This is a genomic window from Providencia heimbachae ATCC 35613 (genome assembly GCF_001655055.1).
GTDB lineage: Bacteria > Pseudomonadota > Gammaproteobacteria > Enterobacterales > Enterobacteriaceae > Providencia > Providencia heimbachae.
Genome location: NZ_LXEW01000015.1, coordinates 1 through 26,382 on the forward strand (window position 1 = coordinate 1; position 26,382 = coordinate 26,382).

Annotated in this window: 27 protein-coding genes and 1 pseudogene; 6 read left to right on the plus strand and 22 right to left on the minus strand. The window is 41.5% G+C overall.

Features of this window, described 5'->3' with window-relative positions; translation table 11 throughout:
• Positions 1–63: 63 nt before the first annotated feature.
• The 12 genes from M998_RS03840 to flgB form a co-directional block, all read right to left on the minus strand.
• The gene (locus tag M998_RS03840) at positions 64–1,107 is read right to left on the minus strand and encodes a methyltransferase (RefSeq protein ID WP_068907654.1); all 1,044 of its coding nucleotides are present in this window, start codon (positions 1,105–1,107) and stop codon (positions 64–66) included.
• A gap of 786 nt (positions 1,108–1,893) precedes the next feature.
• A complete protein-coding gene (gene flgL, locus M998_RS03845; protein ID WP_068442632.1) occupies positions 1,894–2,829 on the minus strand; it encodes a flagellar hook-associated protein FlgL in 936 nt (311 codons plus the stop codon).
• 80 nt (positions 2,830–2,909) lie between these two features.
• The gene (gene flgK, locus M998_RS03850) at positions 2,910–4,550 is read right to left on the minus strand and encodes a flagellar hook-associated protein FlgK (protein WP_068907656.1); all 1,641 of its coding nucleotides are present in this window, start codon (positions 4,548–4,550) and stop codon (positions 2,910–2,912) included.
• A gap of 165 nt (positions 4,551–4,715) precedes the next feature.
• On the minus strand, positions 4,716–5,693 hold the full coding sequence (flgJ, locus tag M998_RS03855; RefSeq protein WP_068907658.1) for a flagellar assembly peptidoglycan hydrolase FlgJ: 978 nt from the start codon (positions 5,691–5,693) through the stop codon (positions 4,716–4,718).
• Positions 5,693–6,796 carry a flagellar basal body P-ring protein FlgI gene (locus M998_RS03860; protein ID WP_068907660.1) on the minus strand — a complete coding sequence of 368 codons (1,104 nt, stop codon included), beginning with the start codon at positions 6,794–6,796 and terminating at the stop codon, positions 5,693–5,695. Before M998_RS03860 ends, flgJ begins: the two co-directional genes overlap by 1 nt.
• A gap of 49 nt (positions 6,797–6,845) precedes the next feature.
• The gene (locus M998_RS03865) at positions 6,846–7,592 is read right to left on the minus strand and encodes a flagellar basal body L-ring protein FlgH (protein WP_068442621.1); all 747 of its coding nucleotides are present in this window, start codon (positions 7,590–7,592) and stop codon (positions 6,846–6,848) included.
• Positions 7,593–7,713: 121 nt separating this feature from the next.
• Entirely contained in the window at positions 7,714–8,496 is a 783-nt protein-coding gene (gene flgG, locus M998_RS03870) for a flagellar basal-body rod protein FlgG (RefSeq protein ID WP_068442618.1), read from the minus strand.
• Between the two features lie 19 nt (positions 8,497–8,515).
• The gene (locus tag M998_RS03875; protein ID WP_068442616.1) at positions 8,516–9,271 is read right to left on the minus strand and encodes a flagellar basal-body rod protein FlgF; all 756 of its coding nucleotides are present in this window, start codon (positions 9,269–9,271) and stop codon (positions 8,516–8,518) included.
• 15 nt (positions 9,272–9,286) lie between these two features.
• Positions 9,287–10,507: a flagellar hook protein FlgE gene (gene flgE, locus M998_RS03880; RefSeq protein ID WP_068442614.1), complete on the minus strand. Its 1,221-nt coding sequence runs from the start codon at positions 10,505–10,507 to the stop codon at positions 9,287–9,289.
• A 30-nt stretch (positions 10,508–10,537) separates the two neighbouring features.
• Positions 10,538–11,386 (minus strand): flagellar hook assembly protein FlgD, encoded by an 849-nt coding sequence (locus M998_RS03885; RefSeq protein ID WP_068907662.1) that lies wholly within the window; start codon positions 11,384–11,386, stop codon positions 10,538–10,540.
• 12 nt (positions 11,387–11,398) lie between these two features.
• Positions 11,399–11,803: a flagellar basal body rod protein FlgC gene (gene flgC / locus M998_RS03890; protein WP_068442607.1), complete on the minus strand. Its 405-nt coding sequence runs from the start codon at positions 11,801–11,803 to the stop codon at positions 11,399–11,401.
• A gap of 5 nt (positions 11,804–11,808) precedes the next feature.
• Positions 11,809–12,222, minus strand: coding sequence for a flagellar basal body rod protein FlgB (gene flgB, locus M998_RS03895; protein ID WP_068442604.1), 414 nt, complete (start codon positions 12,220–12,222; stop codon positions 11,809–11,811).
• A 180-nt stretch (positions 12,223–12,402) separates the two neighbouring features.
• Between flgB and flgA the strand changes: the two genes are divergently transcribed.
• The 3 genes from flgA to M998_RS03910 all read left to right on the plus strand — a co-directional run bounded on the left by flgA (position 12,403) and on the right by M998_RS03910 (position 13,979).
• On the plus strand, positions 12,403–13,071 hold the full coding sequence (gene flgA / locus M998_RS03900) for a flagellar basal body P-ring formation chaperone FlgA (protein ID WP_068907664.1): 669 nt from the start codon (positions 12,403–12,405) through the stop codon (positions 13,069–13,071).
• 157 nt (positions 13,072–13,228) lie between these two features.
• Entirely contained in the window at positions 13,229–13,531 is a 303-nt protein-coding gene (gene flgM, locus M998_RS03905; protein WP_068907666.1) for a flagellar biosynthesis anti-sigma factor FlgM, read from the plus strand.
• 7 nt (positions 13,532–13,538) lie between these two features.
• Complete coding sequence (locus tag M998_RS03910) at positions 13,539–13,979, plus strand: flagellar protein FlgN (RefSeq protein ID WP_068442595.1); 441 nt, start codon at positions 13,539–13,541, stop codon at positions 13,977–13,979.
• A 272-nt stretch (positions 13,980–14,251) separates the two neighbouring features.
• On the opposite strand, the gene flhA is transcribed toward M998_RS03910, so the two are convergent.
• Complete coding sequence (gene flhA / locus M998_RS03915; RefSeq protein ID WP_068442592.1) at positions 14,252–16,348, minus strand: flagellar biosynthesis protein FlhA; 2,097 nt, start codon at positions 16,346–16,348, stop codon at positions 14,252–14,254.
• On the minus strand, positions 16,341–17,492 hold the full coding sequence (flhB, locus tag M998_RS03920) for a flagellar biosynthesis protein FlhB (RefSeq protein WP_068442590.1): 1,152 nt from the start codon (positions 17,490–17,492) through the stop codon (positions 16,341–16,343). The genes flhA and flhB overlap by 8 nt, the downstream gene beginning before the upstream one ends.
• Before the next feature lie 263 nt (positions 17,493–17,755).
• Between flhB and M998_RS03925 the strand changes: the two genes are divergently transcribed.
• The 3 genes from M998_RS03925 to M998_RS03935 are packed head-to-tail and all read left to right on the plus strand — an operon-like array spanning position 17,756 to position 18,901.
• Positions 17,756–17,995 (plus strand): type II toxin-antitoxin system CcdA family antitoxin, encoded by a 240-nt coding sequence (locus tag M998_RS03925; RefSeq protein ID WP_068442587.1) that lies wholly within the window; start codon positions 17,756–17,758, stop codon positions 17,993–17,995.
• Positions 17,995–18,303 carry a CcdB family protein gene (locus tag M998_RS03930; protein WP_068907667.1) on the plus strand — a complete coding sequence of 103 codons (309 nt, stop codon included), beginning with the start codon at positions 17,995–17,997 and terminating at the stop codon, positions 18,301–18,303. The genes M998_RS03925 and M998_RS03930 overlap by 1 nt, the downstream gene beginning before the upstream one ends.
• A gap of 40 nt (positions 18,304–18,343) precedes the next feature.
• Positions 18,344–18,901, plus strand: coding sequence for a hypothetical protein (locus M998_RS03935; RefSeq protein ID WP_068907669.1), 558 nt, complete (start codon positions 18,344–18,346; stop codon positions 18,899–18,901).
• A 54-nt stretch (positions 18,902–18,955) separates the two neighbouring features.
• Here the strand turns inward: M998_RS03935 and M998_RS03940 are convergent, their stop codons facing one another.
• The 8 genes and pseudogenes from M998_RS03940 to M998_RS03975 all read right to left on the minus strand — a co-directional run bounded on the left by M998_RS03940 (position 18,956) and on the right by M998_RS03975 (position 26,310).
• Positions 18,956–19,255: a helix-turn-helix transcriptional regulator gene (locus M998_RS03940; protein ID WP_068442579.1), complete on the minus strand. Its 300-nt coding sequence runs from the start codon at positions 19,253–19,255 to the stop codon at positions 18,956–18,958.
• Positions 19,245–19,630, minus strand: a pseudogene (locus M998_RS20155) (type II toxin-antitoxin system RelE/ParE family toxin). Before M998_RS20155 ends, M998_RS03940 begins: the two are co-directional and overlap by 11 nt.
• 228 nt (positions 19,631–19,858) lie before the next feature.
• Positions 19,859–20,497 carry a protein phosphatase CheZ gene (locus M998_RS03950; RefSeq protein WP_068442576.1) on the minus strand — a complete coding sequence of 213 codons (639 nt, stop codon included), beginning with the start codon at positions 20,495–20,497 and terminating at the stop codon, positions 19,859–19,861.
• A gap of 24 nt (positions 20,498–20,521) precedes the next feature.
• On the minus strand, positions 20,522–20,914 hold the full coding sequence (cheY, locus tag M998_RS03955; protein ID WP_068442573.1) for a chemotaxis response regulator CheY: 393 nt from the start codon (positions 20,912–20,914) through the stop codon (positions 20,522–20,524).
• 40 nt (positions 20,915–20,954) lie between these two features.
• A complete protein-coding gene (locus M998_RS03960) occupies positions 20,955–22,022 on the minus strand; it encodes a protein-glutamate methylesterase/protein-glutamine glutaminase (RefSeq protein WP_068442570.1) in 1,068 nt (355 codons plus the stop codon).
• Entirely contained in the window at positions 22,022–22,858 is an 837-nt protein-coding gene (locus M998_RS03965) for a CheR family methyltransferase (RefSeq protein WP_068446439.1), read from the minus strand. The genes M998_RS03960 and M998_RS03965 overlap by 1 nt, the downstream gene beginning before the upstream one ends.
• Positions 22,859–22,939: 81 nt before the next feature.
• On the minus strand, positions 22,940–24,508 hold the full coding sequence (locus M998_RS03970; protein ID WP_068907672.1) for a methyl-accepting chemotaxis protein: 1,569 nt from the start codon (positions 24,506–24,508) through the stop codon (positions 22,940–22,942).
• 116 nt (positions 24,509–24,624) lie between these two features.
• Positions 24,625–26,310, minus strand: a complete 1,686-nt coding sequence (locus tag M998_RS03975; RefSeq protein WP_068442566.1) for a methyl-accepting chemotaxis protein — start codon at positions 26,308–26,310, stop codon at positions 24,625–24,627.
• Positions 26,311–26,382: the final 72 nt, after the last annotated feature.

Sequence of the window (26,382 nt, forward strand, 5' to 3'; positions counted from 1 at the left end):
ATTAAAGAGATAAATGAATAATACAGATATGTGTATTACGGTTTTATCTAAACATTTTGCAGGTTATTTCGCTTTTGATTTAGGAATAGCCTCGGCAATAGAAACATAACAGCCAGTATCAATAATTCGATTGAGTTTTAAGTCGGCGCTATCAAGTAATTCTTTCAATTCCTCTTCGCTGCGAGTTTGTCCGCCATCAAAACTTGCTAAGAGTAATAGGTCAATCAAATTACCGCCATGCCAACGGTTACCTGCCGGAATAATAGGTTCTAAAATTAGCAATTTAGAGTTGTCATGCATTGAGTTACGGCAAGTTTGTAATATTTTTCGTGCCTGATCAGTGGGCCAATCCATAGTAATGTATTTCAATAAATAGAAATCGGCCTCTGGGCATGATTCGAAGAAGCTACCTGCTTGAGTTTTCCACCTATTGGGATTTTCTAAATCACCAAGTCGATGTTTTTTCAAAATTTCAGGTTGATCGAACAATATGCCATGTAAAGTCTCGTTACTTTGTAAAACGGTTAGCAGTAGCCCGCCCATACCTCCTGCAATATCGACGACGGTTGAATTATCTGTAAATTCATATTTTTTCGTTAAAAAGTAGTTTTCAATTGTAGACATTGAAGACATGCCTGTATGGAAACTATAATTATCTTTATAATTTTTTTTGTCGGCCCAATATTCATAAAACGATTCTCCAAACATATCTTTAAAAGGAGTATCGCTACGTAAGCTATGAATCAGGTCACCTAAGGGTTCCCAAAATGTTTTATCCGTTAGCATTAACACGGCATCATGTAATGAATGGAATTGATCGGTACGAAGAAATTCAGCTGCGGGGGTTAACTCAAATTTACCGTCACTGGTTTGCGCAAAGATATCTTTGGCGGCCAACATCCGCATAACTCTGAAAAGTTGCTTAGGATTCACATCAGTTTCTTTTGCGAGTTCATCAATCGTTTTCGCACCATTTTTTAGCTTATCAGCAATACCTAAAAGTGTAGCTGCTCGTAGTGATGCTTGGAATGTAATCCCCATTGCTTGCTCTAATAAATAGATGGCCGCACTTTCATTTTCAGATATAGAAGTATCATTCTTTAACATATATTTATTCCTCTTAATAATTAAATAGTTAAAAACACGGCTAAAATTAATAAATGAATCTATCTTCTATTGAAGCTATATATTTAAATTTAGTTTCATGAGCACTCATTAACATTCATGAATGAAATCATTCTTATTTTTAATGTTTTTATCAACAAATACATGTGAGGTTTAAAATTAACAAACCAAAAAACGCTAAATCAATCTTGCACCCACTTTCATTTATGATTTCAAATCAATAATAATATCAATTTGAAATAAAACCCTGAGAAACTATTACATTTGATTTTTAATCATTACAAATACATTTAACCTTTACGTTTAATACTTATTGATTCTGGCTGTTTTTCACATAAAGTCAAGATGATAATAATTCATCTTCAAAAAGTTGAAGCTTAAATTAATTCATTATTTATCATTGAATTGCAAATATATGAACTTATAATTAACTTGGTTTTATTTTATTTAACGATTTATTTTTAAAAAAATTATAATTTTAATTACGTAATAATATATATAAGATACAGTTAGCTTTATAAACATTTCCAACAATTAAAAGTAAGGTATGAAATTACAAATCACGAACTAATATAGTCAATAAATAATTAACACTGTAAATAACCACTCATTTAATGTAACTGAAACTGAATGACTTTATTGTATTTCTTATTAAAAACAATAAAAATGAGTAATGACTGGAAGTTATGGAAGGAAGGAAGGAAAAAAAATAAAAAATTGCCGTACCTTGAAAGTTTGTCATTAAATTTCTAGATACGGCGAATTTTACTAGCGACCGCCGAATAACGACATGCTATTTAAATCTTTAAAAATACTTTGCGAAGCTTCAAACATCGCTTTTTCTTTATAGTAATCCGTGGTGGTACCCGTCCAGTTAGTACTTAACAACTCACTTTTGCGCTGTTCGTTTTGAATAGTGCGTGTGTCTGCCAAAAAATCTAACTTATCGATTTCTTGTAACTGGAGACCTTGTTTTGCTTCAATATTAGAAACCTGATCCAATGCTAATTTAATCGCACTATTAGCGTTCCCTATTGCGGCTTGCGCAGCATCCACCTCATCTTTCGATGCATTTTCCTGTGGCATTTTCAGGGCTTTAATCCCTTCATTCAGTGATTTGAAAACATTCACAACATTATTGCTATCTGTTTCAAAAACTTGAGCACCCGTAAAATAAGCGATCATTTCACGGTCACTAGAGACATTTTGGGTGATGGGTTTGTCGCCACCGTGATAAACCACTTCGCCATTCGCATCAATTTCAAAAGGCGGTTTATCCGATTTAAACCCGGCAAAAATATAACGCCCGTTACCATCAGTGGTATTACCCAACGCTACGAGCTGATCTTTAAGACCCGTTAATTGCTCCGCTAGTGAATTACGGTCTTTATCACTTAAACCACCTTGGCTTGAAGCTTGAATAATCGTGGTATCAATTTGCGTTGTTACATCGGTCATTTGTGACAAGATGCTCATTTGCAGTGTCATACCGGTTTTTGCAAAACCACGGCTTGAAACATATTGCTGATTACGATTTTCAGACTGGCTGATCCGCACCGCTTGGGATGACGCTTGCGGATCATCGGATGGCTTACTCACTCGTTTACCCGATGCGAGTTGGCTACCTGCATCCATCCAACGCGACTGTGCATTATTCATATCTTGCAAGCGTTGGTGGTAAATCATATTGGTACTTAAACGCATAACTAAACCCTTCCTTAATCGCCATACTCGTCATACTTCAAGTGCATTTAAATTACGCGACTTGAAGTATGGTGAATAAATTAGAACGCACGCATCAATGCATTGAATAAATCATCTACCGTTTTTAAAACTTGTGCATTGGCATTAAAAAACTGTTGAATTTTTTGCATCTGAATACTTTCTTCATTCATATTTACGCCAGAAATTGCTTGTTCTTGTTCATAAAAACTTTCTGTCATTTTATTTTGTGTTTCAGAATCAATTTGCGCTTGCTTCGTTTTGCTACCGACATCATTAACCAGTGATGCATAGAAATCTGAGAAAGTAGAGCCGCCATCAATCAATTTTTGATCTTGCAGTTTAACCATCTCTTTTAAATTTTCATTGTCACCAGGCCCGCTATCTTTGCTACCTGCCGCAGCAAAAGCAGCCGCATCACTCACAATGGTATTCATTCCGTTGATCACACCGCTAACCGGTTTTACAACAAATGAATCCCCTTTTGCCACCGTGCTATTACTGATTTTAATTTCAATGCCATCAAACTTTAATGTATCTGCCGTTGCACTATCCACGGTTACCTTTGTACCTTCAGGTAAGCGAGTCACATTCCACTCATTGCCATCAAAGCGCATTTCGTAGTTTTTACCTGTGACGTTAGAAACATCGCTATAGCTTAGATCAAAATCTGCTTTTCCTTGGTTAAAGGTATTACTAACAACATTACCTTTACCAATTTCAAAAAAGTCTTTACCGGTATTGCCGTTCGCGTCAAAACCTTTGCTATGTACTTCGTTGAATTTTGTAGCAAACACCAGTGCAAGTTTGTTCAACTGCTGATAAGCCGGATCAATCACTTCTTGGCGTGATCGCAAAATACCGCTTAGCTCACCGCCACGAAATGATTCATCGGGAATTTCACGTGCCTGACCGTTTGCACCGACAAAACCGATACTAAAACGGCTGTCATCTTTTGATGATGGAACGGCTTCAAGTCGGTTAGCCTTTTCCCCAGTCACTAACGGTAACCCATTGGCAAAGGTCACATTATAGTTACCGTTTTGCTCGATAACTTTAACGCCAACCAAGGAATTTACTTCATTAACCAGACGATCACGCACATCAAGTAAATCATTTGGCTCAGAACCGCTAACGGAACGTACTCGTGCAATTTGTTGGTTTAAACCGGCAATTTTTTCTGCATAAGTATTGATATCTTTCACCTTATTTTCGATTTGGTGATTAACATCGCGTTCCATTTCTTGTAGCCGTCTATCGGCTTCTTTGAATTGACTGACTAAAGCATTCGATTTGCCCAAAAAAACATCAATTAATGTTTTATCGCTGGCATCACTACTCGCGGCATCCAATGCAGTAAAAAAGCTACCAATGTTACTTGAAATATCTTCAATATCATTGGTAAGCAAATCATCGACTTTATTACAGTTCTTAACATACGCTTCATAATCGCCACTGCGTGCACGCGACTGGCTATATTGAGCGTTAATAAACTCATCAAACTCACGGCGAACATGGCTGAAATAAGTGCCGTTACCAAAATAGCCATTAGGTGTCATCGTACCGGGATTCTCCCCGAAAACAGCACTTTGGCGGTGATAGTAGCCCACACCGGCGTTGGCTAAGTTGTTAGAAATAACACTTAACCCACCTTGCGCGGCATTCACACCACTTAGCGCATTATTCATTACATTGTTCAGCATCAGCTTTTCCTATTCTTGGTGCTCATCGTCTGGCGATAGCAACCTGAATTTCTTCACTTAATTAGTTATCGGAGAATTGCTAAAAATATTTAGTACTAACTACCATTAATACCTTAAATAATTCACGGTACCGCCTAATTCCCATTAACCGAAATAGGATGGGAATCAAAAAATGTCATTTAAGTCGATACTGTAAGCCTGTACGGCTTTTGAAGCGGACGTATTCATCGGTTGCGCCCCTCTAATTTGGTTAATCAAACTAATTAATTTATCCGAATAACCTGGGTCAGTTGCATACCCAGCCTGATGTAAACGTCGTGCGGCTATTTCTGGGGTTGCCGCTTGCTTAACCCCTTTATAGCGCGGGTTGTCCGTTAATAAGCTGATATAATCTGAGATCGCTTCCTCATAAGAACCATAAACCCGAAAATCATCCCGCATTTTAATGGTTTTACCGTTGATAACTTCGGTGGTCATAATATTGGTGCTCGCGCCTTGCCAGCTTTTGCCGGCTTTTATGCCAAATAAGTTATGACTGGTTTTGCCTTCTGCGGTGAGGATTTCTCGTTTCCCCCAGCCACTTTCCAGTGCTGCCTGCGCTAAAATCAAAAAATGTGAAATACCGCTTTTTTGGCTAGCCGCTTTTGCAGGTTCGAGTAGTCGACCAATAAAATTGCTACTATTAAGGGATAAGGATTTAATTTTTTGAAACGGCGCTGATAGCGCATCCCCCATTGGGGCAAAACGCCGCATCATTTGTTCCATCGCAAAAGGGGGTAATGATTGCAACGCTTTTTCATCCAATGGCATGAACGTCGCTTTAGTGGGTAAATCATTTTGTTGCTGTTCACCCGAGAGCTGTTGGTACATCATCTCGCCAAAACCTAACCCTTTTTGCGATAAATCTTGGGCGATTTGTTGGTCATACATACTGGTTAACATACGCGTTTGGTCATTGGAAAAAAGACCATCTTGTGGCAAGGCCTCACGCATACTTTTTAGCATCATCTGGACAAATGTTGCTTCAAGTTGCTGAGTAACCTGACGCAGCCCTTGCTCAGCGTTTTTGTTAAGCTCGCCTTTCAAACCGCTTAGGGACTGTAAATCAAACGCCGCGCCTTGCAATAGCTGCATATCACTCATTAGATGATCTCCAATTTCGCACGTAAACACCCAGAACTTTCCATGGCTTGTAAAATTGACATCAAATCGTTCGGTGTTGCACCCAATGTATTAAGTGCTTGAATAACTTGGTTCAGTTGTGCACTCGCATTCACTTTTTGCAGTGCACCACCCTGATCGCGGACACCAACATTGGTATTCCGTGTCACCACCGTTTGACCGCCCGCAAAAGGGGTATCTGGTTGGCTAACTTGGGTTTGCCTTTCGACGGTGACCGCTAAACTACCATGAGCCACGGCGCAGCTTTCTAAGGTCACACTTCGATTGATAACAACCGAACCTGTCCGTGAATTTAAGATAACTTTGGCTTCCGCGATTGGGGTACGGACATTCAGTTCTTGTACGCGGGATAAAAAGCGCACTTGAGCTTGATTATTCGCTGGAACCAGTAATTGAACGGTACGTGAATCCAATGCCGTTGCGGTGCCCACGCCGCCCATTCGGTTAATCGCGTCAGTAATATCTTGCGCTAAGGTAAAACTGTCGTCATTAAGTTGTAGATTGATAGCCCCACTTTGGCCAAAATTGCTCGGCAATTCACGCTCTATTGTCGCACCACCGGTGATACGTCCACCATTAAGCTGATTGACTTTAATACTACTACCGCCACCACTTGCACCTACACCACCAACTAAAATATTGCCTTGTGCCATGGCATAAATTTGCCCATCCACCCCTTTAAGTGGGGTCATTAATAACGTACCACCCCGTAAGCTTTTGGCGTTACCCATGGAAGAGACCACGATATCAACGGACTGACCTGAACGAGAAAAAGCCGGTAACTTCGCTGTTACCATTACCGCCGCAACGTTTTTGAGCTGCATATTGGTGCCAGCAGGCACCGTGATCCCCATTTGGGATAGCATGTTATTTAGACTCTGAGTAGTAAATGGTGTTTGCATGGTTTGGTCACCCGTACCATCCAACCCAACCACTAAGCCATAACCAATTAATGCGTTATCACGCACCCCTTGCACGGTAGTGAGATCTTTAATACGTTCGCTGTGCGCAGGTGCTATAAAGATGCAAAGTAGTGATAGCAGAATTAATACTGTGTTTTTCATTGAATTCTCTCAGCTATTTTCTTGTTTGTTTTCTAGGCTATTCTTTTGTTTAATAAGGAGAAACATTTAAGAAAAAGCGCTGTAACCAGCCCATGTTTTGCGATTCATTAATATAACCATCACCGACATATTCAATTCGCGCATCGGCGACCTGCGTTGAGCTCACGTGATTATCCGCACCAATTGTGCGAGGGTTAACAACCCCTGAAAAACGAATGGATTCCGTGCCTTGATTGATAGCAATCCGCTTTTCACCGACAACATGCAGGTTGCCATTCGCCAATAATTGGTCAACTGTCACGGTAATGGTGCCTTTAAACGTGTTGTTCGCATTCGCACCACCTTTGCCGTTGAAATCACTGGTGCCTTTAATATCTAATTCCGTATTTTTACCGCCGATCCATCCTTGCATGAATCCCGGGAGGATCGCCGCCAAGAAACCTGTTTTCCCGCTACGATTGGCATTCGCTGATGAATTTTTACTCGCACTCACATTTTCTTGTAGGTTGATGGTGAGAATGTCACCAACGTTGCGAGGTCGCCTATCTTCAAATAGTGGTTGATAACCATAGTAAGCAGGCTGCGCACTTTGAAATATGGCACCATTCGGGGACGGTGCAGTCGGCGCAGTGGGTATTGCAGTTGTTTGTGTGTCGACCAATGGACGCGATTTTATTTGCGCACAACCACTGGTGGTTAACACCAAAACGGCCACCAGCCATGTCTGTTTAGGCGTCAACGAACGCGAATGCAAAACTGTTTTTTGCTGTTGTGGAACCATGCCGCTTTCAATCATCATGCTACTCTTTTGCTGCTGTATAGGTTTTGATATCACGAAGAGTTCCTTCTCACTGTCAACTCACAACTGACTGCGTTGTGAGTTGTCGCTCATTAAGGTTTCCTATCAAGTCCCCGAATTACAGTTGGGTCAGACGTTGAAGCATTTGGTCTGATGCCGATACGGCTTTACTGTTGATTTCATAGGCACGCTGAGTTTGGATCATGTTGACCAATTCTTCGGCAACATTAACGTTAGAAGTCTCTAACATATTTTGATAAAGCAGACCGGCACCATTAGTCCCCGGCGCGCTTTCATTAGGCGCGCCTGAACTCGCGGTTTCCATGTAGAGGTTTTCACCCATACTTTCAAGACCTGCATCATTAATGAAAGTTGTCAGAGTGATTTGCCCAATTTGCTGCGGCTGGTTATCACCAAATACGGTGATAGACACGGTTCCATCACGGGCAATACTGATGCTATTAGCGTTATCGGGCATCATAATCGCTGGAACGATTTGATAACCGCTAGACGTGACCAGTTGCCCGTCTTGATTGGGTTGTAAAGCACCATCACGCGTATAGGCATCAGTACCATCTGGCATTTGTACGTGTAAAAAACCTTGGCCTTTAATCGCAATATCCGTGGTATTACCGGTTTGATTCAAATTACCTTGAGCATGAATTCGCATGGTAGAGACGGGTCTCGCCCCGGTTCCCATTTGCAAACCTGATGGCAATGAAGTCTGTTCTGAGCTATTCGCCCCCGGCTGACGGATATTTTGGTACATTAAATCTTCAAATACCGCGCGTTGGCGCTTAAAACCATTGGTACTCACGTTTGCCAAGTTATTGGAAATAACGTCAAGGTTAGTTTGTTGAGCATCAAGCCCTGTTTTCGCAATCCATAGAGAACGGATCATAATAATTCCTTACTGAAAATTAGCTGACGGCAAGCAGTTGGTTTGCCCGCTGTGCATTTTCATCAGCACTGCGAACGACTTTCATTTGCATTTCAAAATGCCTTGCATTGGCAATCATCGATACCATCGCTTCGGCGGCATTGACGTTACTTCCTTCAATCACCCCCGCAGTGACGATGCCACGTTCGCTTTGAGGTAAAACGTTGCCATTAGTCGCTTGCGCTTGGGCTGATAAATGAAATAGCCCATCTTCGCCTCGAATAAGATCTTGCGGCTGCGCTTCAACCACTTTTAAACGGCCGATTTGCCCTAACATTGTTGGCGGATCAGTTGCCAATAATGCGGTAATGGTGCCGTCTGCGCCGATGGTTAAATCTGCATTCGGTGGGACATTGATAGGCCCGCCATCCCCTTGTAGGCGACGCTCACCAATCATCAATTCACCTTCCGATGAAATTTGAATATTACCGTTACGGGTATAAGCCTCTGCACCATCTGCCAATTCAACCGCAAGGAAGTGTTTGTCGTTAAGGGAAACGTCTGTCTGTTTGCCGGTATAGTTAAGCGGCCCTGGACTCATATCTGCACCCGGCGTTGAGGCAACCACCAGTGTGCGAGTGGCTGCAGTATCCCCATTAATCGGAACCGCACGCATCGCAGAAAGCTGCGCTTTAAAACCTGCCGTTGATACATTGGCAATGTTATTCGAAACAATCGCTTGGTTTTCAAGCGCATGACGCGCTCCACCCATCGCGGTATAAATGACGTGATCCATGGCCACCTTCTCGGATTATCGTAAGTTAACCAGTGTTTGTAACATCTGATCTTGCGTTTTGATGGTTTGCGCGTTTGACTGGTAATTACGCTGCATCACGATCATGCTGATTAGTTCTTGGCTCATATCCACGTTCGACGATTCCAATGCGCCACTGGTTAATTTACCAAACTGCCCCACACCCGGAACACCATCCATTGGGTTTCCTGATGCATTGGATGATGCCCAAACGTTACCGCCTTGAGAAACTAAGCCATTTGGATTAGCGAACGCAGATAGCGCAACTTGGCCCACGACGCGTTTTTGTTGGTTGGAATAGTTAGCAACGATTAAACCGTTGTCTTCGATTTTGAATGTGGTGTATTCACCTGCGGGATAACCATTAACATCGATAGCACTAACCGAAGATTCACTGACTTTTTGTTGACGAGTCTTACTAAGATCAACTTGAAGCGTGTCGTTATTTGCGCCATTTAACCCGGTATAAGCAAAAGGGAATGTTGCATTTTCAGCATCTTTCAATTTACCGTTGCCATCAAACTCCATTTCGCCAAGCAGCTTCGCTTCCTTATCACCGGCATCTTTCGCATAGGCCGTCCATTTGTTGTCTTCAGTTTTCACAAAATAAACTGAGATTTCATGGGTATTTCCTTGGCTGTCAAACGCACTCATGGTGGTGCTAAAATTATAACTTCCGGTGTCATCCGGTTTGGTCACATCAAAAGGTTTATCTCTGATTTTATCTTCTGAATTCAGATTGATGGTCAATTTAGCGAGTTTAGACGCTTGCGCATCCATCATATCGGTTGGAATATTCAGACCAGCAGGCACACCGCCACTTTGTACCGTGATATTACCTTTTTCATCCACACTTGCAGGGTAGCCAGTGACAACCATGCCTTGGTTATTGACTAAATTACCACTTTTATCACGTTGGAATTGACCATCACGGCTATAAAAAACGTCGCCATTTTGATCTTGAACACGGAAAAAACCATTGCCAGAAATCGCTACATCCGTCCCTCTATCGGTACGTGTAATAGGGCCATCTTTGAAGTTTTGTGTGACCGCAGCAACGTTAACACCAAGGCCAACACCTGAACCTGCGAACATATCAGCAAAGGAAGCTGTTGCACCTTTGAAACCATTAGTTGCGGAGTTGGCAATATTATTACCAATCGAATCTAGCCCCGCGGAAGCTGCATTTAAGCCACTGACTGCTTGTGAAAAAGACATATTTTCTCCATGAGTATTGGGGGTATAAAATTAAGAAGAAGGATACACTTTGAAAATGCTGCTAAGGGGCACACTCTGCCCAATACCAACATCCAATAAAGGCGCGTCAGCACCCGGTGTAACGCCATTGACACGGGTATAGCCTAGTTTGGTAACTTCAATTTCAGCCCCCATCCTGACGGCTTTCACATCAAAGAAATATTTACTTTTTGTGTCTAAAACTAAATTACCGTTGTTATCACGCCCGTCCCATGCCATATCATAAATATCGGGTTTAACTTCAGTGTCATAAGAGATGGTGCGTACCACCATTCTATTTTTATCTCGGATGGTGATTTCAACGCTGTCGGCCAATTTTGGTAAAAAGAAACCAAACGGTGATGAGATATAATCCGTTTGCGGCTCTTCCGTTCCCTCTTCACCCTCAATCGCGCCTTTATCACTTAAGGCTTGGCTGTTTGGTGTGATCCCTTCATCGGGTAATGGGTTAGATGGCTTAGATATGCTGCTAGGCTCACCATTGCTTTCTTTTTTCAATGGTGCTAACACAATCTCGTTGCGCGGGATTAAGACCCCTTTACCCACCAATTGAGTCGTCTGTAATGATTGCCCTGAACCAATTTGCTGAGAAATACCGCTGACACTATCGCTGAGCTTATTCATGCTTTCCAGCGTTGCTATTTGCGCTAGCTGACCGGTCAAATCCGTATTATCCATTGGCTTGGTTGGGTCTTGGTTTTGCATCTGCGTGATAATCATTTTGAATAAAGTATCCCGCATATCATCACTTTGGCTTTTCTTTGGTACATTGCTCGCTGCCGGCGCAGGGCCAGCAGTGGTATTGTCCAAAGGGTCGTACATCGTGGCTGCAATCCCCATACCGAGTCTCCGTTACTGACCGAGAGTTAATGTTTTTTGTAGCAAGGTTTTTGCTGTATTCATCACTTCTAAGTTGGCTTGATAGCTACGTGATGCTGAAATGGTGTTGATCATTTCGCCTACCGTGTCGACGTTTGGCATCTGAACATAGCCTTTTTCATTTGCAAGAGGATGACCGGGTTTGTATTCCATACGCGGTGGCGCTGGGTCTTCAATCAGTTGGCTAACACGAACACCACCCACTTCATTGCGCCCCTGTGGTGCCATCTGAAATACCACTTGTTTAGCACGATAAGGCTGCCCATCAGGACCCGCTACACTTTCAGCATTCGCCATGTTGCTCGCACTTACGTTTAGTCGTTGAGATTGAGCTGTCAGCGCAGATGCTGAGATATCAAAAATACTCAGTAAGGCCATAAAGATTACCCTTGCTGTAAAACAGCCAGCATGCTTTTGATGCGGCTATTGATGAATGTAAGATCAGCTTGATATTTCAAGGTGTTGTCTGCAAATTGGCTGCGTTCTACATCCATATCAACGGTATTACCATCCATCGATGTTTGGTAGGGAACACGATATTTAAGGTCAAGGTTAGGGGCTTTCATACCACCACCTTCGATATGACCTTTCGCTGTCACTGCCAGTGAAATACCTTTTCCTTTCACGACACCTTTATCCATCGCTTGTTGTAATTGACGATTAAAGTCAATGTCGCGTGCCTGATAACCTGGTGTATCCGCATTGGCGATGTTAGATGCTAAGACGGTCTGCCTTGCCTCTCTTATTGACAAAGCCTGTTGCTGGAAAGCAAACGTGGCATTTAATTTATCAATCATGGTTACCCTCAATGGATGTAAAACGGTTCTTGGATCATTTTGGGCATATATTAGCTGTTCGATAAAAAATCTAATGGAGGGATAAAGGCAAAATAATTGACCTATTTGACTCATTCATTATTCAGAGGGTGCGTAAACTGCAAGCGTGAAAAAGTTTGTTTTCCGAGGAGGCCACTTAATATGCATCGAATTCATACACTGACTTGTTTGTCGACAATCAGTCTATTTGGCCTATTCCCTACTCTTGTAGCAGCCTCATTACCACAGGATATTAATCAATATTTTCGACAAATTCATGGAAAACAAAATACCGTTTCAATTGAAATAAAAACCCCGATTGATCGCTGGCCTAATTGCGAAAAACCGCAAATTAGTCCCCCTATTGGTGGAAGAAATATGGGCAATATTTCTTTACCCGTTCAATGTGGTAAGAAAAAACAATTTATTCAACTAACCGTTAATGTGACGGGGCAATATTATGTCGCTACTCGCAATGTAAGCCGTGGTGAGACGGTTGAGTTTGTCGATATTGGAACAAAAAAAGGCCTGCTTCATAAGCTACCGGCAGGCTCTGCAACTGATAAAATGGCAATACGCGGTGGTATCGCGCTACGCAATATTACTGCTGGGCAAACCTTTACCCATGCCATGACAAGAAAGCCTTGGGCAATTAAAGCGGGACAAACGGTATTTGTATTTGCTACCGGAGATAATTTTTCAGTCAAATATGAAGGTCGTGCCATTAATAATGCCGTCACGGGTAACAATATCCGCGTACGCTTAGTTAATGGGCAAGTTGTGAATGGTGAAGCACTAGAAAATGGCAGTGTTAATGTTGCTTTAAAGTAATTAAATCAATAAAATAAATTAATTCTAAAACTAATTTAATAGTTACTTTTCAGAGTATCTCTAAAATAATTTGAGATACTCGCAGGGGATATTAAAGAAATTTTAACCACCGCCGATAACAGTTATATGACAACTATCGGGAACAGGAAAACACATTATGGCCATTGAGCAAACATCTGCAATTTCTGCGTTGACTCAGGTGACAAACCGCGATCCACAGGATGCGACAGCCCCGATGCGTGATAAAAAAGTTTCAGCTAATGAAGCAATCAAAGAAAGCGCATTTGCACCGAGTGAATTGCAAAAAAAATTATTACAACCTCAAGCAACTGATATCGACAGCGCTAAAGTTGAGAAAATTAAGCAAGCGATTAAAGACGGCACATTGAAAATGGATGCTGAGAAAATTGCTGATGGCATTTTACGCGATGCCCATGAATGTATGTTATTAATGAAATAAAATTATTATGAATGACGAATTGTTTTCCTTACTCGAACAACAACTATCCCATTTGCAATCATTGCATATCGTGATGAAAAATGAAGCGTTATTACTGGGTTATCACCAAGTACCCCCATCTCCTTTTCAGGAAACGACTGAGCAAAAACGTTTTCTTGTTGCCGCGATTGGACATGGGGAAAACCATCGATTACAGCTTGAAGAGCAAGTTCAATTAGCCGCTCCCTATGAGGATAACCCTGAACTCAGTGGTATTTGGGATGCGATAAAAATACTGACAACTGAGCTAAAAGAGCTAAATTACCGCAATCATCAGCTACTGCAATTGCATATTGAACTCAACTCCGAGCGCCTAAACTTTGTGAAAAAACACAATAATCAATCAACCTACGGCGCAGACGGCTTAGAATCAAAACGTCCTGTTTTGGGTAAAAAAATTTCGATTTAGGGTATTAAAGGCTTTATAGCCTTTAAACTTCGATGAAATGAAATCAGTGCCCACCTTCCCCTCAAGTTTAAAAAATTTCAATCCCCCTTGATTTGGGGTAATTTCGCCTTACTCTCACTTTAATACGCTGAATAGATCTCGCTAACAATGAGTTAGACTCAGCAAATTTAGCTTTTGGTTCCTTTGCTTTTATTCTAACTTGTCTACTTCGGTCAACAAAAAGAGGACCGATAAAGTCCCCTTGTTATTCAAATCATAGTGAAAAGGATAATTTAGGATCCGCTGATCATTGACGTCATCCTAATCTCTCGGCGATCGCTCAGCTCAAGGTTCGACATTACCACCAATTGTGGCAAACTGCGGCGTAAGAAGCGTGACAAAATCAACCTTAATCCATGATTAACTAGTAATACCGTCGGCGCGCCCATCGCTTCTTGATGAGCAACGGCCTCTTCCGCTTGGGTTTGAATAAACTGTGCAAGATTCGGCTCTAATCCACTGCCATTTTTTGCGGCTTGCAGTAAAATTTGCTCAAGCCCTGCATCCAACCCAATAACTTGAATGTCTTCTGAATTTCCAAACCATTGTTGGGTGATCGCACGGCCTAATGCAATCCTGACTTGAGACGTCAGATAATCGGTATCTTTTTGCTCACCATTTTCTCCTGCCATCTCAGCCAGAGTTTCTATAATGGTACGCATATCGCGGATCACCACATCTTCCATTAACAAATTTTGTAAAACACGATGCAAAATAGTTAATGAAATAGTGTCTGGAATTAAATCATCTGCCAATTTTGGCATCTCTTTTTTCACCCGGTCATACAACATTTGTGCTTCTTGGCGACCAAACAATGAACTTGAATTTTGCAATAGAATTTGATTGAAATGTGTCGCCACGGCGGTACTTGCAGAGACAACCGTATAGCCTTGAATTTGCGCTTGTTCGCGCAAATCATCATCAATCCAAACCGCAGGTAAACCAAAAGCAGGCTCTTTCGTCGCATCCCCTTCTAATGACCCTGCCGCATTACCCGGGTCAATCGCAAGGCTTCGCCCCGGCTGAGCTTCACCACGTCCCACTTCCGCACCTTTAATTAAAATGCGGTATTCACAAGGGGATAACGCTAAGTTGTCGCAGATATGCACAACTGGAGGTAAATAACCGACCTCTTGAGCAAACTTTTTACGTAGCCCTCTTAAGCGCCCTAACAGCTCACCTTGCTGGTCATTATCAACCAATGGAATTAAGCGATATCCCACTTCCATCGCCAATAAGTCTTCCAGCTGTACATCATCCCATGTCGCTTCAACCACTTTATTGGCTTCTTTAAAGTGTTGAGCTTGGCTATTATCACCCGTACTTTCAGGTTGTTTGGATTTTCGAATCAAATACCAGCCAAGTCCAGCTAACGCAGCGGTAAACAATAAAAATACAAAATTGGGCATACCGGGAATTAAACCAATTAACCCAAGTACTCCAGCACTCAACCACATCACCCGCGGGTTATTAAACAGCTGGTTAACCATCTGCTCGCCGACGTCTTCATCGGTGGCAACTCGAGTGACAATCACCCCTGCGGCGGTTGATATGATCAACGCAGGAATTTGCGCGACCAAACCATCTCCAATGGTTAACAACGTATAAGTACTGCTCGCATCCCCCAGAGACATATTGTGCTGTCCAACACCAATAATCAGGCCACCAATTACGTTAATGACCATGATCATGATCCCGGCAACCGCATCTCCTCGGACAAACTTACTCGCACCATCCATAGAGCCATAAAAATCAGCTTCTTGCGTTACTTCTGAGCGGCGTTTTTTAGCCTCATCATCACTGATAATTCCAGCGTTGAGATCCGCATCAATCGCCATCTGCTTACCCGGCATACCATCAAGGACAAAGCGCGCTCCAACCTCGGCAATACGACCCGCACCTTTGGTAATAACCATAAAGTTAATTAAAACCAAGATGATAAATACCACAATACCAATCGCAAAATTACCGCCGACGAGAAAGTGCCCGAATGCTTCCACCACTTTCCCTGCCGCATCCGGTCCCGTATGGCCATCAAGCAAAATAATTCGTGTTGAGGCAATATTTAGCGAAAGCCGTAGTAATGTTGCGAAAAGCAAGATGGTTGGAAATGCAGCAAAATCAAGGGTGCGCTTAGTGAACATCGCCACTAATAGCACCATGATAGAAAGTGCAATATTAAAGGTAAAAAGCAAGTCCAATAAAAATGCCGGCAGAGGTAACACCATCATCGACAAAATTAATAGGATAAGAATCGGGCCGGCGAGTATTTGCCACTGTGTACCCTGTAAACTTTTCGGCAATTTTAAAAGTGCAGCCAAATTAGCCATCGCGATTGTTATCTCCAACAAAATCCAGCGTCGGTGGCACTGGTAAATTTTTCGGTTTTTTGGGTCTGAGTCCACCTTCACGACGCCAACGGCGCAGTTGGTAAACCCATGCTAAAACTTCTGCTACCGCTGCGTACAAGGCAACAGGAATACTTTGTCCTATTTCTGCATGACGATATAACGCTCGAGCCAACGGTGGGGCTTCTAACTGTAAAATACGGTTTTCTTCACCAATCGCTTTAATACGTTGGGCTATCACGCCTGCACCTTTAGCTAATACTTTCGGTGCCCCCATTTTTTTATCGTCATATTTCAGTGCAACTGCATAGTGAGTCGGGTTGGTGACGATAACATCTGCACTTGGTACATCCGCCATCATGCGATTACGGGCAATTGCCCGTTGCTGCTGGCGAATTTTTGCTTTGATGTGTGGGTCACCCTCTTGTTGCTTAAATTCGTCCTTAATCTCTTGGTGACTCATGCGTAATTTTTTCAAATGAGAACGAAATTGATAGAACACATCAAATGCCACCATCGGGATCAGCAAAAAAACAATCAAATAACCCGCAAAAATAACCTTCTCCAATGCATTGCCAAGCGCTGTCACTGGTGGCTCCATCACTAAATGCAACAGTGATGGGAAGCTTTGCCATAAAAAAATGTACGTGCCCAACCCAACAAATAAGCATTTCAAAATAGCTTTAAATAGCTCGGAAAGTGCATTCATCGAAAAAATGCGTTTTAACCCTTTGATAGGATCTAGTTTTTTCGGATCAAACTTAATCAACTTACTATTAAAAACTAACCCACCCACAAGAGACGATGCCGAAATCCCCACTAGCGCTAATCCACCAATGACGGGTAATAAAGCAAACAACGCTTCGCTCACGACACGGCCTAAATAGCTGATCATCAAACCTGTATTTTGCAAATAATGGCCATCAAAAATAAAGCCTTGGCGTACCGTTTGGCGCAGTTGATCCGCTAAGTGTCCACCACTAAGCCATAGTAAGCTGATACCCGCTAACATCATCATCAGCGAATTCAATTCTTTTGAACGAACTATCTGCCCATCATCTTTGGCTTTTTGCTTTTTATGGGGGGTGGGTTCTTCTGTTTTTTCTACATCGCTTTCGTCGGACACACGAGTTCCAAAATTTAAGCACATTGCCAGTTATCGCTATAGCATGACAGACTGTCAAAAATTCAATGCAGGAAAATAGGGACACTTCGAGGGGGTTATTTGGCAATTGGGTGATATACATTCATTTTGCGAAAGGCCTCTCAAGGAATTAAATTCTATTTTGAAGCACTGATACCTAAAATAAAAATGAAGGTAAAGTACACCTATTCATCACAAACGTGCTACATTACACGTGTTTTAACACGTGTAATAAAGGAGTTACCATGAGCTCTACAGCGCATAGAATGAAAAAAACCGTTAGTGTCACTGTGACACCTGAGTTATATGAACAAGCTAGACGCGCTAAATTGAATTTCTCTGCTATTTTATCTAATGCTTTAATTATTGAGCTAAAAAAGGCTGAAGCATTAAAATGGAAAGAACAAAATAGAGAAGGTTTCAATGAGTTAAATAGAATAAGTGATGAAAATGGATTACTGTCCGATAAGTACAAGGAATTTTAATGCAATATCACCTTTATCTAAATCGTGGCGATCGTATCCGGTACCCATATTTACTTGATATTCAAAGCGATATTATTGATATGCTCAATACTCGTCTCGTTATTCCTTTATATGATAGTAAACTTGTCCAGAAACCATTACCTGAACGATTAAATCCAATTATATACATCGATACCCATGCCTTTATTTTAATGACCCATCAAATGGCTTCAGTACCTCTATCTGTATTAGGAAAAAAAGTTATCCATATTAAAAATGAAAGAGAAAAAATCAAACAAGCCATCGATTTGTTAATTGATGGATTTTAATTATTTATCGCTCACTAATCTTACTTAGAGGCCTAGTACCATGGATATTTGTCACCTTGTTGCCCCGGATATCAGTTTAGAAGATGCCCCTAAAGAAGCGCAAAGAATGCTGAGTTGGCTAAAATCACAAGGCATTATTGATCCTGATTTCCAAGCCGTTGAAGACGACGAAACTATTTATCGCCCACCCCCTGAATACAAACAACCTGTTAACTATATTATTGATGGCAAAATAGTTCCAACGCAACTCCCTGAAGATTCAATAAAAAATTGTTTATCCATCGTTACAGAGCGCACTGTTTTTCATGCGGGTGGTAACGGCTTTGGAATTTATTGCCCACAATGTACCAGCGAGCAAAGTGAACGCTGTCATGCATGGAGTGATACAGTAACCGATTGGTATGAAGGCAAGCCTGAGAGCCTTTGCTGCATTAATTGCGGCTTTACCGCCCCACTATCAGATTGGCGGTTCGACCCTCAGTGGGCTTTCGGCAATCTAGGTTTTAGTTTTCACAATTGGGAGATGCAGGATGATTTTATTGCAGCGTTTGAACAAGCGCTTGGTAATGAAGTTGTCGTTGTTTATCAACATGATTGACCTATCCTGAATCGTCAGCGATTTTTTAATAAAACAAATTTTGTTTGTATTAACTTATTTTTGAGAAAAATCGACAGTAATCCGGCCACCCACAGCCTCTGCATATTTTAATAATGTACCGAGTTTAGGATCAAATTCGCCTTGTTCTAGACGAGATACATTCTGCTTTTGCGTATGCATTCTGTCTGCGACTTGCGATTGTGTTAATTTTTTGGCAATACGTGCTGACTTGAGATCATAAATTAAAGCTTTACGTACCTGTAATTCAAGATAACGCTGTTGAACCTCATTATCTTGCAATAACTCAGCTTTTAAGTCAGCAAGAGAAACAAGCGCTAAATCATCATTTTTCATTGTTTATACTCCTTTTAAGGGCCTTCATTCGCTGCTCAGCAACTATTAAAATTGACTGAGGCGTTTTTTGGGTCTTTTTTTGATAAGTTAATACAATGTATATTTGTTTGCCTTTTTCGAAAAAAACAGACTTCGAGCAATTCCTTCTTGGGAATTAATCCTTAGCTCTTTTAACCCATGTCGTCCTAGATCTCTTACGCTTGGCTCCTTTAACGCAACGCCATATTGGGCAAGCTCCTCTAAACCATCCAACATCGCAGCTTGCAACCCACTCGGTAATTTTTTAATTTCTTTGCGTACAGCGTTAATAACATTAAGTCTATACATTAGCTCAAACATCCATGTGAGTATTAATGACTTAATGTAATCATACATGATGACTTTTATATTATCATTAACCAAACCTAACAATAGATAACAGACAAAGTTATGACGGAAAAATAAACAACGATATCGTCCTTATAACTTAAAGGATCAATAGCACAATAATAATCTAAATAATTTGAGTTATAGGAGGACAGTAAACCAAGATACCCCTAGCCACATAGGTTGCTACATGACTAGGGTGAAACTGACCACTCAAAGAAAGAGCGGAATAGTCAATTAAAAGCCAAGCTCGTCTAGCAAATCATCGACTTGTGATTGTGACGCCATCACATTCACACCTTCTTTATTGATTTGCGGACCATTTAATAAGCTATCATTTTGCTGCTTAGCACGCATTTCGGGTGGCGTATTCTCCACTAACAAAGCCAGTAGCTGTTTTTCAGCTTCTTCAACTACTTCCATCATTTTTTTGATCACTTGACCCGTTAAATCTTGGAAATCCTGCGCCATCATGATTTCTAATAGCTCGGCTTTAGTGATTTCACTGTCTTGGATCACTTGACCTAAAAAGGCTTGTGTTGATTGACGCAATTCTACGGGAACAGTATCGGCGGTACAGTCTTGCCATTGCTGCTGCAACACGATGGCATCTTTGTTCATTTCCACTTGTAATGGTTTGATCACATCAATGCCATTGAGGGTTTTTTCTGCGGCTTGCGCTGTCATTTGAGCAATATAGCGCAACCTGTCTTTTCCATCAGGAATGCTCGCTACCGCTTGTTGCACACTTTTTTCAAGACCAAGCTCACGCATGCTCTCTCTGAGTGTTCTCATCAAGGTTCCAATCCGGGTAATGACTTGTTTCAAATCTTCATTACCGCTGCGATTGCTTCCCATAAATGTTGGTTCTGTCATCACAATCTCCTTTGGCAAGCGCGCTTATTGCAGCCCCATTTTTTCAAATACTTTATTCAATTTTTCTTCAAGAATGGCGGCAGTAAAGGGTTTCACAACATAACCGCTCGCCCCTGCTTGCGCAGCAGCAATGATATTTTCTTTTTTCGCTTCAGCCGTTACCATTAATACAGGGATATGCTTAAGTGCTTCATCGCCACGGATAGTTTTAAGTAACTCTAAGCCATCCATATTTGGCATATTCCAGTCTGCAACAACAAAATCGATATTGCCTGTACGAATTTTTTCTAATGCATCTACACCATCTTCTGCTTCTTCTATTTTATTAAACCCAAGTTCTTTTAATAAGTTACGAACGATACGACGCATTGTGGAAAAATCATCAACAACCAAAAAACTGAGATCTTTAGCGGCCATAACCACTCCTTCAAAATACAATGATGAAATTCTGTGACCGTTAAACGCTCACAGAAGAAAGTTTTGCGAGAATACTTGGGGCGATTTTAGTGATATCTTGCACCTCATCTACCGCATCCATTTCAATCGCAGCGCGTGGCATACCAAATACCACACAACTACTTTCGTTTTGGGCGTAGGTGATCGCGCCTTGTTTACGTAAATTAAGTAACCCTTTAGCGCCATCCATCCCCATTCCGGTTAGAAGAACACCAATACATTTACGTCCAACACATTGAGCGACTGAATCAAACAGCACATCGACAGAAGGTCGATGGCGATTAACAGGCTCACTTTGCTGCAAGATAATTTGAGAACCTTTGCCCTTGTCGACTATCAACATATGAAAATCACCCGGCGCAATATAGGCATACCCTTTTTGCAGCAACTCGTTATGCTCGGCTTCTTTTACTGTTAGAGCACATAGCTTATTGAGCCTTTCAGCAAATGAACGCGTAAACCCGGCGGGCATGTGTTGAGTAATCACCACAGGAGGACATTCGCGAGGTAACATTTCTAAAAATTGGCGTATTGCCTCCGTTCCCCCCGTTGATGCACCAACCGCAATAACGCGACTTTGACACACATAGGGTGGCAACGGTTTCGCTAACGTCGTTGGTTCGGTAACATTTTTTTCTGTACGCGAAAAACGGCTTTTTATCGTAATTTTCGACATCGCTGCCGCACGGATTTTCTCACCGATCATATCTCGGTAGCTCATCATGGTTTCGCGAATACCAATTTGTGGTTTAGTGACAAAATCCACCGCCCCTAGCTCTAAAGCTTTTAATGTCACCTCAGAACCTTTCGAGGTTAATGTTGAAACCATCACCACAGGCATTGGATGTAAACGCATTAATTTTTCTAAAAAATCAATACCATCCATTCTTGGCATTTCAACATCTAGCGTAATAACATCCGGTTCTAATTGTTTAATTAAATCACGGGCAACATAAGGGTCTGGCGCGGTATCAACTACCACCATATCCTCATGACTGTTAATAATTTCACGCATCAACTGACGCATAAGTGCAGAGTCATCGACGCAAAGAACTTTAATTTTTTTCATTACCGCTTCCTCGCAGCCTGTACGCTGTAGACGGTTTGACCTTTAATCACAAAGCTTTGGGTTAGCTGTGATAAATTTTCAGAATGACCAATAAACAGCAATCCATCAGGCTTAAGCAATGGAACAAAACGCTCAAGCATTTTTATTTGCATTTCTTTATCAAAATAAATCATCACATTACGACAAAAAATGGCATCAAAACTATTTTGTAACTGCCAATCAGGATCACTCAGATTGAGATGGCGAAACTCGATCATTTGGCGCAATGCAGGTTTTACGCGGGCATAACCTTCGAATTCCCCTACCCCTTTCATAAAATAACGTTGCCTTTGCAAGGCACTCAATGACTTGAGCTCCTCAATGCGGTAAACACCCTGCTTCGCTTTTTCTAAAACTTCGGTATCAATATCACTGGCGACTACTTTGGCATTAATTGCATTAGGGCCGAGAACATCACTTAGCGTCATCGCTATGGAATAAGGCTCTTCCCCTGTAGAAGATGCTGCGCACCAAATATTAATATTGCTGTTACGCCTTGACCGAACAAAATCGGTCAATGTGACAAAATGATGAGGTTCACGAAAAAATGCCGTTAAATTGGTGGTTAATGCATTAACAAACGCCTGCCATTCAATATTTGACGGCTCCCGCTCTAACATCCGTAAGTAGTCAGAAAAATTGTCGACATGACATTCACGTAATCGTTTTAATAACCGGTTATAGACCATGTTTTTTTTATTCATGGTGAGGACGATGCCTGATTTTTTATAAATAAATCGACAAACCCGACCAAATTCATCATCAGTCAGTGGTTCTATTTGTGGTACAAAAAGCATCGTACTTGTCGTCCTATTCAATAAAAATCCAGAGGCAGCCATTTATTGGCTGCCTAATAATTACTTCAAAATTAATTAAACTCACCGTTGGAGGCGGATTGTTTGGTTGTCCGGTAACTCAAAGAAAGCCACGGTATCGACTAAGTTATTGGCTTGATCTTCTAGAGCGGCAGTCGCACTGGTTGATTGCTCAACTAACGCGGCGTTTTGCTGCGTGACTGAGTCCATTTGGCTTACTGCAGTAGCAACTTGTTCAATACCCCGGCTTTGTTCATTAGATGCCGATGCGATATTTCCCATTAATTCAGTTACCTGATTAACAGCAGCAACGAGTTCAGTCATCGTTTGTCCTGCATCATTAACCAATTGAGAACCTTGACTAACTCGACCAACTGACTCATCAATCAAGCTTTTAATCTCTTTAGCCGCTTCTGCACTACGTTGTGCTAAGGCACGAACTTCGCCTGCAACCACTGAAAATCCGCGACCTTGTTCGCCAGCCCGAGCCGCTTCGACGGCTGCATTCAGCGCTAATATATTGGTTTGGAATGCAATACCATCAATCACGCTAATAATGGCGCTAATTTTCTGCGAACTATTCGAGATTGCGGTCATGGTTTCAATGACATCACCGGTAATTTCGCCGCCTTTTGTTGCTGTTTTCGAGGCCGTGACAGCTAATTCGCTGGCTTGACGGGCATTATCTGCGTTTTGTTTAACGGTTGCCGTTAACTCTTCCATACTCGCTGCGGTTTCTTCTAGCGATGCCGCTTGTTGCTCTGTACGAGATGATAAATTGTTATTACCTAACGAAATTTCACGGATCCCCGTGTACATTTGGTCGGTATTCGAGCGCAATGCAGTGACCGATGTGGCCAGTGATTGCTGCATCAATTTTAATTGTTCAAAAACTTCGCCGATTTCATCACGCGTTGTCACTTCAATATGCTGATTGAGCTTACCTTCCGCGACTTTTGCAAAATGTTCATTCATACTTTTCAGTGGCTGAAGTAATTTCCGTTTCATCCAATAATGTGCAAAAGTGCAAATAATAATGATGATAACAATGACACTGGCAAATGAACTCCAAGCAAAGTTGTTATAGAAAATGGCATCATCTAACGCATCTTTATTTTCTGTATCAAGGATTGAATAATACTCATCGATAACAGCGGACATCTGATCTTGATGTGCTTGTGCGGGTAATTCAATATAAGACGCTAAGTCATTATTATTGAGAAAATCTTTTAACGAATTAAGTGTTAAAACAAATGCCAGATATTTTTGTTCAAGAGCGCCTAAATTTTCTTTGTCGGTAAGAATAGGCAATGCTTTAAATGTTGCATAATCTTTCTCTGCTGCCGCAAGCAATTTATCAAACGTTGAGTGAGTTTCTTCCATTAATGACTCATTGCCACCCACTTTGCTCAGCAGAGCAATTTGAGTCAAACTATTACGAGCTTGAATTAAATGTTTATTGGTTTCTTCAAGTAACGCGCGTTTTTTAGAACCTAAATCGACGCGTTCTAATGCGTTTAATTCACTCACCACAATTCCGACAGACACGCCGCTAGACACAATCTGCATTCCACAAAATAAAACCAGAAGCAGATATAAACTTATTGAAATCCGTATATTTTTACCAAACATAAACAATCCCCATGTGTGCTAGCTAAGTGACCTGCTCGTTTAAAACGTTGCTTTGTTTTCTAATGCACAGAAACGCTGCAAAGCTTGGCCTTGCAGCGTTAAGCTGGACTTAACCTTTAGAAAGTTTCCCAATTGTCATCATCTTTATGCTCTTTCGATGATAGTTTTTTCAGATCCGGAGTTTTAACAATATTGGAAATTGTTCTTGCTGCGGGCTGAATATTTCGAACCTCTTTATGCGTTAGAGCTGGTAGGCGGAAAATAGAAATCAATTGCGATAATTTCGCAACTTGCTCTTCCAACACATTGGCTGCTACCGCAGATTGTTCAACTAATGACGCATTTTGCTGAGTCACTTTGTCCATTTCTGCAACGGCAATGCTGACTTGTGAAATACCTTTGCTTTGTTCATCAGATGCCGTGGCGATATGCGACATAATATCGGTGACACGCGTTACAGCATCGACAATTTTAGTCATCGTCTCACCGGCATCTTCTGCCTGACGCGCCCCTGTTCCTGTACGTGAAACCGAGTCTTCGATTAGCGTTTTGATCTCTTTTGCTGCATCGGCGCTGCGCTGTGCTAAGTTACGAACTTCATCCGCAACTACCGCAAACCCACGACCATGTTCCCCAGCTCTCGCCGCTTCAACCGCTGCATTTAAAGCTAAGATATTGGTTTGAAAAGCAATGCTATCGATAACCGCTGTGATATCAGAGATTTTCTGTGAGCTATCAGCAATATTCAGCATGGTGTTAACCACGTTTGACACCACCTTGCCACCCTCTTTCGCGATAGAGGAAGCTTGATTAGCGAATTCACTCGCTTGATGCGCATATTCTGTATTTTGCTTAACCGTCGCAGTCAACTCACTCATACTTGCAGATGTTTCTTCTAGGCAAGCCACTTGCTCTTCTGTTCTCGATGACAGATCATTATTGCCAGCCGCTATTTCAGTCGTGCCTTGATAGATGGTTTCACTTCCATCCAGCACACCACGTACGGTATTAATGAGTTCCTGCTGCATGTGTTGGACACCGCGTGCAAGCTCACCTATCTCATTGTTGGCGGAGGTATCCACATTTGGCGTTAAATCACCAGATGCAAATACTTTGATACGTTCAATCAATAAAATAAGCGGTTCAATAATGCCTTTGCGTACATAGCGATAGCTCAATAACCCAACCAACACTAACGCAATCGATAAAATCACTAACATATAAAGTGATTGACGATAATTGTTATCCGCATTGACAACTTCGGCTTGGAAGTCGGATGAAATATCGGCAAAGTAAGCATTGAATTGCTCTTCAAACTTCACTTGATGACCTGAAGTTCTATGAGCGTAGAATTTTTCAAGATCCCCCTGCTCTGCATATTCGCCTAACTTAACGAGTGCATCACGGTAGGTTTCATAGGTAGCAAACAACTTTTCAAACTTTTCTTTATCATAGGTCGAGTCCTGCGTGAGCTTGTTGTAGCGAATATAAGCATCATCCGCTGCTTTAAAGTTACGCTTAGCCGCTTTAATCAAGTCTTCAGTTGTAGCATCGTCTTGAATTTTACGACCTTCCAATAAATAAGCGTTTATTGACCTATTTAAGTTGGCACGAGCCTGTAATAAATTAACCCAGCTTTCCGTTAAAACTTGTCTTTGGCGTTGGAGCGAATTCAAATAACTAATACTGTCACTGTTATCGCCGAGTTTGGTAAACATCAACCCACTTGATACCAGCTGCAATAAAATAAAGATAAAAATGACGGACAAAAGTCCTGATACGATTTTAATTCGACTATACATGACGTTTTACTAACATAATTTTGTTGTATTTTGGATATCGGTCATCTCACTAAAAACTTTAGTTAATGAGAT